This is a genomic window from Larkinella harenae (assembly GCF_054780515.1).
In genome coordinates this window covers 25,728-39,324 of the sequence record NZ_BAAGWE010000006.1, presented here as the reverse complement: position 1 = coordinate 39,324, position 13,597 = coordinate 25,728, and the positions used below count along the sequence as shown (strand labels likewise).

The 13,597-nt window shown below is 49.4% G+C and carries 13 protein-coding genes; 10 read left to right on the top strand and 3 right to left on the bottom strand.

The window, feature by feature from the left end:
- Nucleotides 1-27 precede the first annotated feature (27 nt).
- The 4 genes from ACYVH9_RS23765 (at nucleotide 28) to ACYVH9_RS23750 (ending at nucleotide 7,067) form a co-directional block, all read left to right on the top strand.
- Nucleotides 28-3,351 (top strand): UvrD-helicase domain-containing protein, encoded by a 3,324-nt coding sequence (locus ACYVH9_RS23765; protein WP_460638911.1) that lies wholly within the window; start codon nucleotides 28-30, stop codon nucleotides 3,349-3,351.
- A gap of 109 nt (nucleotides 3,352-3,460) precedes the next feature.
- Nucleotides 3,461-5,413: a glycoside hydrolase family 127 protein gene (locus ACYVH9_RS23760; protein ID WP_460638910.1), complete on the top strand. Its 1,953-nt coding sequence runs from the start codon at nucleotides 3,461-3,463 to the stop codon at nucleotides 5,411-5,413.
- Between the two features lie 161 nt (nucleotides 5,414-5,574).
- A complete protein-coding gene (locus ACYVH9_RS23755; protein ID WP_460638909.1) occupies nucleotides 5,575-6,432 on the top strand; it encodes a helix-turn-helix domain-containing protein in 858 nt (285 codons plus the stop codon).
- A gap of 122 nt (nucleotides 6,433-6,554) precedes the next feature.
- A complete protein-coding gene (locus ACYVH9_RS23750; RefSeq protein ID WP_460638908.1) occupies nucleotides 6,555-7,067 on the top strand; it encodes a dihydrofolate reductase family protein in 513 nt (170 codons plus the stop codon).
- A 52-nt stretch (nucleotides 7,068-7,119) separates the two neighbouring features.
- On the opposite strand, the gene ACYVH9_RS23745 is transcribed toward ACYVH9_RS23750, so the two are convergent.
- The 3 genes from ACYVH9_RS23745 to ACYVH9_RS23735 all read right to left on the bottom strand — a co-directional run bounded on the left by ACYVH9_RS23745 (nucleotide 7,120) and on the right by ACYVH9_RS23735 (nucleotide 10,148).
- Nucleotides 7,120-8,187 (bottom strand): AI-2E family transporter, encoded by a 1,068-nt coding sequence (locus ACYVH9_RS23745; RefSeq protein WP_460638907.1) that lies wholly within the window; start codon nucleotides 8,185-8,187, stop codon nucleotides 7,120-7,122.
- A 155-nt stretch (nucleotides 8,188-8,342) separates the two neighbouring features.
- Nucleotides 8,343-9,422 (bottom strand): class II fructose-bisphosphate aldolase, encoded by a 1,080-nt coding sequence (gene fbaA, locus ACYVH9_RS23740; protein ID WP_460638906.1) that lies wholly within the window; start codon nucleotides 9,420-9,422, stop codon nucleotides 8,343-8,345.
- Nucleotides 9,423-9,608: 186 nt separating this feature from the next.
- Nucleotides 9,609-10,148, bottom strand: a complete 540-nt coding sequence (locus ACYVH9_RS23735) for an acyl-CoA thioesterase (RefSeq protein WP_460638905.1) — start codon at nucleotides 10,146-10,148, stop codon at nucleotides 9,609-9,611.
- A 68-nt stretch (nucleotides 10,149-10,216) separates the two neighbouring features.
- On the opposite strand from ACYVH9_RS23735, the gene ACYVH9_RS23730 reads away from it, so the two are divergent.
- The 6 genes from ACYVH9_RS23730 to ACYVH9_RS23705 all read left to right on the top strand — a co-directional run bounded on the left by ACYVH9_RS23730 (nucleotide 10,217) and on the right by ACYVH9_RS23705 (nucleotide 13,592).
- A complete protein-coding gene (locus ACYVH9_RS23730; protein ID WP_460638904.1) occupies nucleotides 10,217-10,666 on the top strand; it encodes a DUF2147 domain-containing protein in 450 nt (149 codons plus the stop codon).
- A gap of 113 nt (nucleotides 10,667-10,779) precedes the next feature.
- Entirely contained in the window at nucleotides 10,780-10,965 is a 186-nt protein-coding gene (locus ACYVH9_RS23725) for a CsbD family protein (RefSeq protein ID WP_460638903.1), read from the top strand.
- 349 nt (nucleotides 10,966-11,314) lie between these two features.
- Nucleotides 11,315-11,701 (top strand): hypothetical protein, encoded by a 387-nt coding sequence (locus ACYVH9_RS23720; protein WP_460638902.1) that lies wholly within the window; start codon nucleotides 11,315-11,317, stop codon nucleotides 11,699-11,701.
- A gap of 30 nt (nucleotides 11,702-11,731) precedes the next feature.
- A complete protein-coding gene (locus ACYVH9_RS23715; RefSeq protein ID WP_460638901.1) occupies nucleotides 11,732-11,917 on the top strand; it encodes a hypothetical protein in 186 nt (61 codons plus the stop codon).
- An 85-nt stretch (nucleotides 11,918-12,002) separates the two neighbouring features.
- Complete coding sequence (locus tag ACYVH9_RS23710) at nucleotides 12,003-12,398, top strand: hypothetical protein (RefSeq protein ID WP_460638900.1); 396 nt, start codon at nucleotides 12,003-12,005, stop codon at nucleotides 12,396-12,398.
- 279 nt (nucleotides 12,399-12,677) lie between these two features.
- A complete protein-coding gene (locus tag ACYVH9_RS23705; RefSeq protein WP_460638899.1) occupies nucleotides 12,678-13,592 on the top strand; it encodes an EamA family transporter in 915 nt (304 codons plus the stop codon).
- The last annotated feature ends 5 nt before the right edge of the window (nucleotides 13,593-13,597 follow it).

Sequence of the window (13,597 nt, the reverse complement as noted above, 5' to 3'; positions counted from 1 at the left end):
CTCCCTCCTTTTTTCTTCGCGTTTCAAATGTTCAAGATTTTCAGTTCATCCGCCGGTTCGGGAAAAACGTACACCCTGACCAAAGAGTACCTTAAACTGGCGCTACGGGACCGGACCGACCTGCAAAAAACGTTTGAAACCCACCAGTTTAAGCACATTCTGGCCGTTACGTTTACCAACGCAGCCGCCCGTGATATGAAAGACCGGATTCTGGAACAACTTCAGAAAATTGCGTCCGGCGATCCCAACTCCCAATTAGCGATTCTGGTCAAAGAATTGAAAATTGAAGCGCCCGAACTGCAAAACCGGGCCCGGCAAACGTTCCACGCCATTCTGCACGATTACTCCGCCTTTTCGGTTCTGACCATCGACAGCTTCGTTCAGCGCGTCGTCACGGCCTTTACCGACGACCTGGAGTTGCCATACAGCTTTGAAGTAGAAATGGATACCGAGGGGGTGCTGCAAACGGCCATTGACCGGCTGATTGAAAAAGCCGGACAGGAAGACCACCCGTACCTGTCGGAAGCGCTGGAAGAGTTCTACCTGGAGAATGCCTCTGACGGCAAAAGCTGGCACGGTTTGGCCGGAACCCTCGCCGATTTTTCCAAAGGCCAGTTGGGCGACCGAAACTATGAATTTGTTCAGAAACTGAAAGAACTCAATCCCGACCATTTCCGGACCATCCGGCGTAACCTGCGGACCAAAAACCGGGAAGTTGAACAGTTGATCGAACAGCTGGCTCAGAACGGCTACCGAATCATCCGGGAAGCTGGTATCAGCGATAAAGCCTTTTATTACGGCGACAAAGGGGTTGGGACGTACTTCAAAAAACGGACATCGCTTGACGGTTTTCCGGAAGATCCCAATTCGTACGTCCGAAAGGCCATTGACGACGACATCTGGCATTCCGGCAAGAAAAACCTGACGCCCGAGCAGCTCCAGATCGAAGCAATCAAAGAGTCCTTGCGGCACTACATCGAACAGATTGAAGCCATCCGGCAGGAGCACCGGCAACGGTATCAGACGTTCGATGCCATTGAGCAGCATTTGCAGAAAGTAGCCCTGCTGAAACAAATCAAGCAGGAATGTGACGAATTGCTCCGCGAGCAAAACCGTATTCACATCTCGGAATTCAACCGCTTGATTTTGAAAGTGGTGACGGGCGAACCCGTGCCGTTCATTTATGAACGGCTGGGTGAAAAGTTTCACCACATCCTGATCGACGAGTTTCAGGATACCTCCAAACTCCAATTCACCAACCTGTTGCCACTCATTGACAACAACCTGGCCTACGAACGGTTTAACCTGGCCGTGGGCGATGCCAAGCAGGCCATTTATCGGTTTCGCGGGGGTGACATGGACCAGATTGTGGCCCTTCACAGTGGCAAGCTCGACCCGCTGCTGACGGCCCACGAAACAAGTGAAATCACCCAGGAACGCCTGGCCGGTTTGCAATACCACCTGCGCCCCGACCGGCTAGCAACCAACTGGCGCAGCGCCGAATCCATCGTTGAGTTCAACAACCGCTTTTTTCGGTTTATGGCTGATTTTTACGCCGATACCGAATTTGAGAAAGTAACGGAAGTCTTTGACGAGCAGTTTCGGCAGGCATCGGCCAAAGCAGGTGTTCAGGGGCATGTCCAGATCGATTTTATTGAGAAACCTGACCGGTTTTCGGCTAAAACTGAGGGGGAAGACGTGCCGGATTTCAATGCACAGATGGTAGAACGGACCCTCTCCCTGATTCGGAAAGCCGTGGCCGATGGGTACCAATACGGTGATATTGCGGTTTTGTGCCGGTTTAAAAAAAATGCCCGGCGCATTGCAGACTTTCTGGAAGACAACAACATTCCGCTGACGTCGGAAGATTCCCTGACCCTCCAGTCGTCGGAGCGGGTACGCTTTCTCGTCTCCCTGCTGCAATTGTTGCATCAGCCCGAAAACCGGATGGTGCGCTACGACATGTTGTTTCTGTACCACCGGCTCATCAACCCCAATCTGCCCAATGCCGACTGGATGGAGTTCATGGACAAGATGGCCAAAGCCGAAGACGAGGGTGATATTTTTGGTCTGATTTCTAAAATCGACAAAGCCCCGCTTGATCCGGAAGCCCTGCAACAGCTTAGTATCTATGAATTAGCCGAAAAATTGGCGGATTACTTCGATCTCTACGATCACGACAGCGCGTATCTGTTCCGATTCATGGATGAAGTGCTGTCCTACAGCAGTCGCTACAGCAGCCATCTTTCAGATTTTCTGACGTATTGGGAAACCGCGCAGGAAAAAGTGTCGGTGACAGCCCCCCCGGATCAGGATGCCGTGACGATTCAGACGATTCACAAATCGAAAGGGCTGGAATACCCCGTTGTGATCATTCCGTACGCGGATTGGTCGCACAAACCCCGCACCAACGAAACCATGTGGGCCGAACTGGACTCGCTCGGCGAACTGGAAGAGCTGGCGATTCCGGGTATTGGCGCGCAGGAAATCCGGCGGTTGCAAACCGCAACCATTACCCTGCGGAAAGACCTGGCCGACACCCCCCTGGCGAATCAATACCAGGACGAGCTATACCGTACGTTTGTCGAATGCATGAACCTGGTTTATGTGGCCTTTACCCGCCCCACCGACCGGCTTTACATCCTGGCCGCCAAGCAGGACTTCTCACCCGCTAAAGACGGCGGTTTTAAAAACGCCGGCGGCATCGACTTCTGGCTCTACACGTACCTCACCGATTTGCGGGGGGACTGCCGATGGGACGAAAACCAACTCAGCTATTCGTTGCATGATTGTTCGACGCAGCCCCAACAGCGTCAATCCCTGATTCACACGCCATTTTCGGTAACGGTTGGCAATCGGGAAGGAACGCAACCCCTGCGGCTCCGGCGCATCGAGCGCACCCTTGACGCAACGACTTTTGAAAAGAATCGGGCGTGGTGGCAAAAAGTCAGTACCGCCCTACTACTGATCCAGACACCCAACGATACAGAGCAGGCCATTCGGCGCCTGGTAGCGGATGGCCTCTTGCGGGCTTCGGAGCAGGAACCCATGCGGGCAACGCTGCAAACGTTACTGGCCCATCCGGAAATCAGCCCGTTTTTTATGCCCGGTCAACGGGTCGAAAACAACCGGCGTATTCTGGCCAGTCGTGGAAAACCGCAACGAAACGGTCCGAACCGGGTGATTTATTTTCCGGAAAAAACCGTCCTGGTCAATTACCTGGCCGAAACGCCGGACGAAAGCCAGTATACTAAAATGCGGTCTTTCTTAACCCTCTATCAACAAATGGGTTACAACTCCGTTGAAGGCCGGTTGATTGTTCTGGACGGTCCCGAAGTCCTTTCGTGCTGACCCGATTTCCAGAGGCTGCGCCAGCCGATCTTCACTTTTTCGATCCAACATATCCGCCACCTGGACGTTTTATCAATAACCTATTGGTATCAATCCATCTTGCTATCCTATGCTTCGTTTTATCTGGTTTGCAACCCTCTTTTGTTTTTCTCAAATCAGTTTTGCGCAGGAATACCCCATCACCGCCGTTCCGCTTTCCAGCGTAAAAATACCGTCGGGCTTCTGGTACGACCGGATGGAAACCGCCCGGATTACCAGCCTGCCGCACGCTTTTCACAAACTGGAAGAAACCGGCAAATTCGAGAACTTTGCCGTGGCGGGTGGCCTAAAAAAAGGAACCTTCAATGGCATCCGGTTTGACGAATCCGATGTGTATAAAATTGTGGAAGGGGCCGCTTATACGCTTCAGAACAGGTATGACGCCAAACTGGATCGTTATCTGGACAGTCTGATCACCCTATTTGCGGCCGCTCAGGAACCCGACGGCTACCTGTACACCATCCGGACCATTTTCAAGGACAGTACGGGCCTGAAAGACTGGATTGCCGGACCAACGCGGTATTCGTTTGAAAACGGCAGCCACGAACTCTACAACGTCGGCCACCTGTACGAAGCCGCTATTGCCCACTTTCAGGCAACCGGCAAACGTAACTTTCTGGACATAGCCATCAAAAATGCCAATCACCTGGTGAAGACAATCGGCCCCAAACCGGGGCAGATGATTGTGGTTCCGGGTCATGAGGAAACCGAAATTGCCCTCGTCAAACTTTACCGCGTTACCGGTACCAAAAGCTACCTCGATCTGGCCCGCTTTTTTGTTGACATGCGCGGACGCGGAGACAAACGGCCACTTTTTCAGGATGCCCATAACCTGGGACCGGCCTATTTTCAGGACCACAAACCTGTCGTGCAACAAACAGAAGCCGTGGGTCACGCCGTCAGAGCCCAATACCTCTATGCCGGAATGACGGATTTAGCCGCCATCCAGCACGACCAGGCCCTGATGGATGCGGTGCTCAAAATCTGGAACGATGCCACCACGCGCAAGCAATACGTAACGGGGGGCGTTGGAGCCCGCGAAAACGGGGAAGCCTTCGATGACCCGTACGTGCTCCCCAATGATGCCGCTTATGCCGAGACCTGCGCGGCTGTGGCCAACCTGCTCTGGAATCATCGGCTCTTTCTGCTGACGGGCAACGCCAAATACATGGATGTTTTTGAACGGGTTTTGTACAACGGTTTTCTCGGTGGTGTTTCGTTGGAAGGAAATAAGTTTTTCTACGTTAACCCGATGGCGTCGAACGCCAAAACCCTCAGCAACGGTTTGCCCGCCGAGCGTTCGCCCTGGTTTGGTATCAACTGTTGCCCCAGCAACGTTGTGCGGTTTTTACCTCAGCTGCCGGCTTACATCTATGCCCTGCGTAACAACGAGCTGTTTGTCAACCTGTTTACCGACAGCCAGGCCGACGTAACCGTTCATGAAACCGCCGTCAAGATTCAGCAACAGACCAATTATCCGTGGGATGGCGCAGTCAAACTGACGGTTTCTCCCAAGAAAGCGATTGCCTTTCCGCTGCTGATTCGCATTCCGGGCTGGACCAACAACCAGCCTATGCCGGGCGATTTATACCGGTACATCACTCAACAACCGCCGATGACTAAGCTGACCGTCAATGGCAAAGCGGTTTCAGTGACACCCGAGAACGGTTATGTCAAATTATACCGGACCTGGAAGCCCGGTGATGTCGTTACGCTGACCTTTGCCATGCCCGTGCGGGAGGTAGTCGCCCACGAGAACGTAAAAGCCAATAAGGGTCGAACAGCCATTGAACGGGGGCCCATCGTTTATTGCGCCGAGGGAGTCGATAACAACGGGCAAGCTCTGACCATCACTCAGCCGCTGCACCAAAAATACGAACCGACTTTCCGGAAAGATTTGCTCGGCGGTCTTACGGTTTTGAAAACCGCTGGCCCAAAGCCGGTCACGCTAATTCCGTATTATGCCTGGAACAACCGGGGTATGTCCGAAATGGCAATCTGGTTTGGCACCGCTCCAAAATAACCGAGATGAAAAATAGTTGAACAATTTTTCAATCATTTACAAAAAATTACTTAGACGTACCGTGGTTTAAAAAGTCACTTTATGAACGGTATTTTTTCTCAACCCTGGGAAGTCTTCCAACCCTCCCAGGTTTTTTTGTTGACGAACTTTTTCAGTGTAAAGTGACTTACGCTAACGTGATGCAGTTGATCGTTCAGGAGCCGCCCGATTCGCTCCGTTTGTTCGTCGATAAACTCTGGTACATTTCAGCCGATCATTTTGATCAGCAGGATCTTGGTTTGCCGATTTTGCAGCATGAACTTATCTTCAATACATCGGATCACTTTTCGGTTTATCAGGATCAGGAAAGCAACACTCCTGTGATTGAAAACAAGCCTAACTGGATCAGCGGGTTATATACAAAACCGCAACGCAGTAGTACCTGGGGACGGCACGAAACATTCGGGGCTTTTCTCAAACCGTGGGCATTGCAGGCCTTAACCCGAATCCCCGCATCAGAGCTGACCAATCAGGTAGTTCCGGGCGATACGGTTTTCCGGCGGACTATGGTGACCATCGACGAGCAGGTACGGAACGAGACCAGCCCAGTTGCCAAGCTGAAGCTCCTCGAACGGTTTTTAAGCAACCGGTTTGCCGATCAGGATATTCCGGCGTACGTTATCTACGCCGTTGAGTATTTACTGCAACGGCACTGGCACGACGGCATGATCCGCGATTTAACCCGTGAACTCCGAATCAGCCCCAAATCCCTGACGGCGGCTTTCAACAAGCACATTGGCATATCGCCCGGGCGCTTCCTGCGTATCCATTTGCTCCACAACATCGTCACCGATCTAGCGCAGCATCCAAACCAGTCGTTAACTAGCCTGGCCCATCGCCATCATTTCTTCGACCAGGCCCATTTCAACCACCATTTTAAAACCCTTACCAACCTGACACCCGGCGAATACCGTAACCAGGTGTTGGCCGGCTGCATCGACCCCGCTAGTCCGTGTTACATTCGCGCCGATGGCTTATAGGGTAATTTTTATACAATTTTTCACCTCAGGCGACAAGTATTTTTGCCAAAAATGGCTTATAGGGTAATTTTTATACAATTTTTCACCTCAGGCGACAAGTATTTTTGCCAAAAACCGACCACATGAGAAACGTAAAATTGTTTATCGCTACCAGTTTGGATGGCTACATTGCGGGGCCGAATGGAGAAATAGATTGGCTGTATACCGACGGCGATTTTGGGTATAAAGCCTTCATGGAAACCGTAGATACAACCTTGATGGGCAACGAAACGTATAAATTAATTGAAGGTTTCGGCGATTTTCCGTACAAGGCTCAGACTAATTACGTCTTTACCCGCACCCCAAAAGCCCAGCAAGCACCCTATGTAGAATTTATTTCAACCGACCCAGCAGCTTTTGTCAGTCAGTTGAAGCAACAGGATGGGAAGGCCATTTTTCTGGTCGGCGGAGGACAAATCAATGCGCTTTTACTCGAAGCAGGTCTGATCGATGAATTGCAGGTGTTTATCCACCCCATTACACTAGGCAGGGGCATTCCCCTCTTTCAGCCCACGGAAAAACCGCATTACTGGCAATTTGTGGAAAGCCGGTCGTTTGAGCGGGGCCTGACCGAATTGCACTACCAAAAGGCCTGATTTGGGTCAGCTACCCGTGACTACAAGCGGGTAGCTGACTGTTCGGTAGCGACTATACGGCTCGCTTTGCCTTCTGTTCCAGTTGTTCCTTCTCCTTGGCGGCTTCCAGACGGAGTCGGTGATTCTGCTTCTCAAAAACCTGGAACAAAACCATAAAATACGACAGCAGCAACGGCCCGATCACCAGTCCGAGAATACCAAAAACGGGTACGCCGAGCACAATACCAGTTAATGTGATAAAGGGGTGAACGTCGCCCATGCGCTTGGCGAGCACCACCCGCAACAGGTTGTCCACGTTGATGATGACCACCGCTCCCACCAACAGAATCCCGATACCGCTTCCGGTTTCGCCCTGCGAAAGCATAATAATTCCCGCTGGTGCCCATACGATGGGCGTACCCAGAATCGGAATAAAGGCGAAAAAGAACGCAACCGTACCCCAGAAAGCCGCATCCGGAACGCCAAAAATCCAGAGAGTCAGCCCCGTCAGAACCGCCTGCACCAACGACACCAGCGCCTGCCCTAAGATGTTGGCATTCACCATATTTTTCAAATCTTCACCCAGCTGGTCCAGCGTGTCATTTTCAAAAGGAAGGTATTTACGCAGTCCTTTCAGAAATTTTTCTTCTTCCATGAAGATGAAGTACAACCCCACGTACAACAAGCCCAGCGAGATCACCACGTCCAGCGTACCACTCATGATAGACGGAAATTGCTTGCTGGCAAAACCGGCCCCCTGCTGCACCAGATTTTTGACATTGGCCTGATCCGTAAGCTGGATACCGGTGGCTTTCTCCAGCTTCTCAATGAGTTGAAGAATCTGGTCAGTATTCTTGCTATAATATTGTATCCGGTTGATTAGCAACAGGCTGAGCGCCAGAAACGGCATAATGATCACGACGACCGAAAACAGAATTAACAGGATGGTAACCAGCAGCCGATTCCATTTTTTCTGATGAACCAGTTTGTCAAACCACGGTCGGAAGATAACGTAAATAATACCCGATCCCAGCAGGGCGATGGTGTACTGCCGCAGCCCGACCAGGATAAAACCGGCAATAATGATTAGGCTGACAATGAGGAGGATTCGTTGTTGTTTGGGAGTATAGATGGTGGCCATAATGCACTTTACACATAAATTTGCCTACTTAACACGACAGCTTATGCCTTTTGTTTTGACATTCTCAGTAAACGAATCATTCAGTCCGGTTTCAGGCAAAAAAAAAGTTACGAACCGTACGGTTCGTAACTTTTAATTCATTTTCCGTTGCACCATTACGCCAGGCGGTTGATGCAATTCAGGTCTTCGAAAGCAACTTTTAACCGTGCAATCACGCTTTCTTCGCCTTTCCGCAGCCATACCCGCGGATCGTAGTATTTTTTGTTCGGCGAGTCGGCACCCGATGGGTTACCGAGTTGTCCTTGCAGGAAGTCCTTGTTCGCTTCGTAATAATTCTTGATGCCTTCCCAGGTGGCCCACTGAATATCGGTATCGATGTTCATTTTGATAGCGCCGTACCGGATAGCTTCCCGGATTTCGTCCCGGCTGGATCCTGAACCACCGTGGAATACAAAATTCACCGGCAACGACCCGGTTCCGAATTTTTCCTGGATGTAGTCCTGAGAATTCTTCAGAATGATGGGCGACAGTTTTACGTTCCCTGGTTTGTATACTCCATGAACGTTTCCGAAAGCCGCAGCAATCGTAAAGTTCGGAGAAATTTTGGAGAGTTCTTCGTAAGCATAAGCCACTTCAGACGGCTGCGTATAGAGCTTCGAATCGTCAACATCCGTGTTGTCAACACCGTCTTCCTCACCCCCCGTTACACCGAGTTCGATTTCAAGCGTCATGCCAATTTTCGCCATCCGCTCAAAGTATTTGGCGCAGATTTCGATGTTCTCTTCAATGGGTTCTTCCGACAGGTCAAGCATGTGAGAGCTGAACAGGGGCTTACCCGTCTGATCAAAATGCTTCTCTCCGGCTTCGAGCAAACCGTCAATCCACGGCAACAATTTTTTGGCGCAGTGGTCGGTATGCAGAATAACCGGGACACCGTATAATTCGGCAATGTTATGAATGTGCAGCGCACCGGAAACAGATCCGGCAATTGCGGCTTGCTGATTGGTATTCGACAGGCTTTTGCCAGCGTAAAAAATACCACCACCATTCGAGAATTGAATAATCACCGGCGAATTAACGACTTTGGCAGTTTCCAGAACGGCGTTGATGGAGTTGGTACCAACAACGTTGACCGCCGGAAGGGCGTAATCGTTTTCATTGGCGTGACGGAAAATTTCGGTGACGCCCTCGCCCGTTACGACACCGGGCTTGAATCGGGTGGCTACTTCGCTCATAGTCAATAGGAATAAATAGATTATCTCAAGATAAAACTAGACCAAATCCGGAATGGTCATTGACCATTGGATTCGGTTCGCAAATTACAATTTATTTTAAGGTTATTGCACAGAATCTGTCACCAACCCGGCATTCGGACTAACCAACCAAGACGGTTTTTTGTCGGCATCAGCCACGGGAGTCATTTACTCCAACGGACCTTCATAACCTTCTTCGGCCAGCTCCTGCTTAATCTGTTTGATGCGCTCGTTGAAGTTCAGATGATGAAAATCGACCTCTTTCAGCGAAATGGTGCGCAAAAACTCCATCACCTCAGGATCGTGCGGAATACGACGACCCGTGACGACACTAACGTACTTGGAAGTCATCCAGAGTACGTTTTTCAATTGCTTGCGCGAATCGTCGGTCATAAAATATTCCGTCACCATCGTGTCCTCATCGAAATAGATAATTCGCGACACAATGCGTATCCATTCACTCACTGTGGCGGGCCGGACATAAGCGATTTGATGCTGATAAACCACCCAACTGGTTTTGTAATCGCGAAACAACTGCAACAGACTAAAGTTATACTGGGTAGCAACCTGATCTTCCCGCGCGTTGAAGTAATAATCAAAGTATTTTGAATTGTTTAGATGCTGCAACGGATCACAGTCCTGAAACCGAACGATGGTCCGGGATTCGGTTTCAACCGGATAGGTTTTGGAAGGATCAAGTTTTATCATAGTTCACTCATTTTTTCGTTAAATACTGTAATATTAATCAACGGAATCCATCAACAACTTAAAAACCGATGAAATCGTTTCTTGTAATTGCGGTTATTTCCCTGCTCATCAACCCCTTAATTGCTTCTTCGCCCCAGTCAAATCCCGACGCTGTAGTCGGTACCTGGTTGAACGGTACCAAACGGGGTCACATTCAAATCTACAAAAAGGGCGACAAGTACTACGGCAAAATCGTATGGCTGAAAGAACCCAACGACCCGGCCACCGGAAAACCGCGTACCGATGCCAAAAACAGCCAGGCTCCCCTGCGTACACGTCCCCTGATTGGGATGGATGTCATGCAAAGTTTTACCTACGATGGCGGTAAAGTATGGGAAGATGGCACCATTTATAATCCGGAAGATGGCAAGGAATACAGCTGCAAATTAACCCTGAAAGACCCGAACACCCTGGATGTCAGAGGCTACGTTGGCATCTCCCTCCTTGGCAAAACGCAGACCTGGACGCGCATCAATTAACCGTTTTCCTAAAAATCATAACTTATTCAAAACAATTGTAGGAGGAGCCTGGTTATTATAGTACAATTCATCGGAATTGTATCACTATACTTCACACTAAATGATTTTCAATCATGAATGAGACAACCATCAAAGGAAACTGGAACGAACTGAAAGGTAAAATCAAACAAGCCTACGGCGATCTGACGGACGATGATTTGACTTACGCGGAAGGTAAAGAAGATGAGATGTGGGGAAAACTCCAGCAGAAGACAGGTAAGACGAAAGACGAAATCAAAAAAGCGGTTGCTGATTTGTAAGTAAGCAGACATATATCTCGTATGAGATAGCCAAACCGCCGGAAGCTGATCGCTTCCGGCGGTTTGTTTTTTTATGCTTTCCCAGAATGAATTTCAGACAAGTTGCCATCTGTCAGGGCGTTGAACTACTGGGATAAACAGCCACAACATTACGTCTGGCAATTAAAAAAAATGACGGTTGTTTCAAGGGGATCTTAGCCGCCTGCCTTGTCAAGCTAATTATTTAGCAGACTCGCTCGACTCTCTGTTACTTTTCGAGGCTTTCTGTATCTAAATGAATAATCTGCGGCTTGGTTTCATTTTTTGCCAGCAGGCTCATCTGTTCTACTGGAATCCAACTGATCCTTGAATGTGTAACTACCAAAGTCTTGATCCAATTGTCCGATTAAACCGTTTGTTACCGGAATGGGGACAAGCTGTCGACGAAATTTATCAGAATTATCACTTTTTAAACCTGGCGCTCAACCAAATCGACAATCGGTTACTTCCTGAAGACGCCATCCAGCAATTAACGAATGTAAGGGACTCCCTGACCAGTACCCTTGTCCAGCTGCTTCAGGATTTGCCCTCAGCTACCCACCGGATTTCCAACCACCAGGGCGAATCCATCCATCGATTCAGCTTTCACATTAAAACCCTACAGGAAATCAATCGCCAAACCGATGCTTTTTTTGAGCAACTGCTGCAACAATACCCTCCCCTGAAGAGCTGGTTTGATTCGATTACCAACGAGTAAACAAATTGCAACTACCAAACTTCTTACACTATGAATGATACCGTATACGTTCACGAACTCTTCTGCCGGTTAAAGACCTCACCTGACCCAACCCTGTTCGACTCACTGTACATAATGTACATCTACCGCTATCGTCAGGTGTTCGATAACACGCTTCGCTTCACAGTCACCGAAAAGGTGCCGTTTTCGGTATTTACCACTCCAACTTATAACTAATGCATCAGCGGTTACCGTCATTGGTAAGTTTTTGAAAAAGTATAACCCTTTGTAGTTGAACAGACACTGTTTTTGCTACATATGATTGAATTTATTATTATTCATTAATGAACTTTGCATTGTTTATTTGAGGAACTCAAAGGGCTTACTTTCCGATGAGGAGCTGAATGGCATCCTACACCTTATCGGCGAAGGAACTGGAAACTATTACCCAGCTAGGCGCAAAACAGGTTGGTCACTACTCCACTGGCAACTGCGAAGCGAAACAGAAAAGTCTAGTGCCGGGATTGATTCAACTCTTCTACACTACGAACTTGCGCCACTGAGCCTGACGGTTTTGATTGATGAAACGGAAGTTTCTAAAGTCCATTGGAAGACTGGGTTAAACCCTCAGCAGCAAATTCAAAAACCGGCTGAACGGCATTATCCAGCAGCTCCTTGCCGAGCTGGACGCCAGCCTGTACAACAGCAAGCTGGATGACTTCTCAACGCCGAAAACCGTACTTTTTCTCTAATTCGCAAAGAATTACCAAACCGTCCACACGTCCATCCACGGTCGCGTCTGTCGGAACCGTCTGTAGACGTACGCCAAAAAAACCAGTGTAGTAGCCACAGCACTAATCGGCCAGGATATCTCCTAGCGATTGGGGCTTCTATGTATTATTAAAATTCATCACTTCCATTAAAAAATATTAAGGATCAGTACTGGAAATAATTCTATTTCTTTGTTGTTGTTCAGGTAGCAGCAAACCGTAATGCAATGGATCCGGCACTTGGTAAAAGAATTCAGTCTCCCCGTTTAACCTTATGGCTAGCCCTGGCTTCCGTGTATGTTTTGTGGGGGTCGACCTATCTGTTTATTCACTTCATGGTCGAAAAGATGCCGCCCCTTTACATGGCTTCTTTGCGGTTGAGCACGGCGGGCCTGATTCTTTACCTGTATGCCCGGATTTCCGGCACGCCGGCTCCCAAACTAAAGGAATGGTTTTCGGCCGGCATCATTGGCGTATTGCTGCTCACGATCGCCAATGGCAGTATGTCGGCTGCCCTGCAATACATTCCAACGAGCATTGCTGCGCTGCTGGCCGCTACGGTTCCTTTATTCATTATCCTGCTGAACTGGATTAGCTTTAACCACATTCGCCCCACCAATCTGTCGCTGGCCGGGCTGGCTATTGGGCTGGTTGGTGTTTCATTACTGGTCAAACCAACCGGTTTTGGTGTTTCCTCGCCCGAGACCATCTGGCTGGGAATCGGCTTGATTATGATGGCCAATATCTCCTGGGCCGTTGGAACGCTGCTTTCTGGCAAACTGACCCTTCCTTCTCAACTGATTTCCAGCGCTATTCAAATGCTGGTTGGTGGCTTGGTGCTACTCCTCTTTAGCATGCTGACCGAAAATGTCAGCCTGACCAGTATTGGAGATGCTCCTACGAAAGCCATTGGTGCCCTTTTTTACCTGATCATCTTTGGTTCCATCATCGGTTTTTCGTCCTTTGCGTGGCTGGCCCGAAATGCCCCTCCCCAACTGGTCTCTACCTATGCCTATGTCAATCCGGTTGTTGCCATGGTGCTGGGTTGGGCATTTGCCGGCGAATCCTTAACGATCAATTCCATCCTGGCCGCCCTGATTATTTTAGTGGGCGTTGTTCTGATTTCGTTCGGCAAAAAATAAACAGT

Excerpts from the sequence above, each read along its gene's own strand:
- ACYVH9_RS23765 (WP_460638911.1), top strand. The coding sequence starts at position 28 with ATGTTCAAGATTTTCAGTTCATCCGCCGGTTCGGGAAAAACGTACACC.
- ACYVH9_RS23760 (WP_460638910.1), top strand. The coding sequence starts at position 3,461 with ATGCTTCGTTTTATCTGGTTTGCAACCCTCTTTTGTTTTTCTCAAATC.
- ACYVH9_RS23750 (WP_460638908.1), top strand. The coding sequence starts at position 6,555 with ATGAGAAACGTAAAATTGTTTATCGCTACCAGTTTGGATGGCTACATT.
- ACYVH9_RS23745 (WP_460638907.1), bottom strand. The coding sequence starts at position 8,187 with ATGGCCACCATCTATACTCCCAAACAACAACGAATCCTCCTCATTGTC.
- fbaA (WP_460638906.1), bottom strand. The coding sequence starts at position 9,422 with ATGAGCGAAGTAGCCACCCGATTCAAGCCCGGTGTCGTAACGGGCGAG.
- ACYVH9_RS23735 (WP_460638905.1), bottom strand. The coding sequence starts at position 10,148 with ATGATAAAACTTGATCCTTCCAAAACCTATCCGGTTGAAACCGAATCC.
- ACYVH9_RS23730 (WP_460638904.1), top strand. The coding sequence starts at position 10,217 with ATGAAATCGTTTCTTGTAATTGCGGTTATTTCCCTGCTCATCAACCCC.
- ACYVH9_RS23725 (WP_460638903.1), top strand. The coding sequence starts at position 10,780 with ATGAATGAGACAACCATCAAAGGAAACTGGAACGAACTGAAAGGTAAA.
- ACYVH9_RS23720 (WP_460638902.1), top strand. The coding sequence starts at position 11,315 with ATGTGTAACTACCAAAGTCTTGATCCAATTGTCCGATTAAACCGTTTG.
- ACYVH9_RS23715 (WP_460638901.1), top strand. The coding sequence starts at position 11,732 with ATGAATGATACCGTATACGTTCACGAACTCTTCTGCCGGTTAAAGACC.
- ACYVH9_RS23705 (WP_460638899.1), top strand. The coding sequence starts at position 12,678 with ATGGATCCGGCACTTGGTAAAAGAATTCAGTCTCCCCGTTTAACCTTA.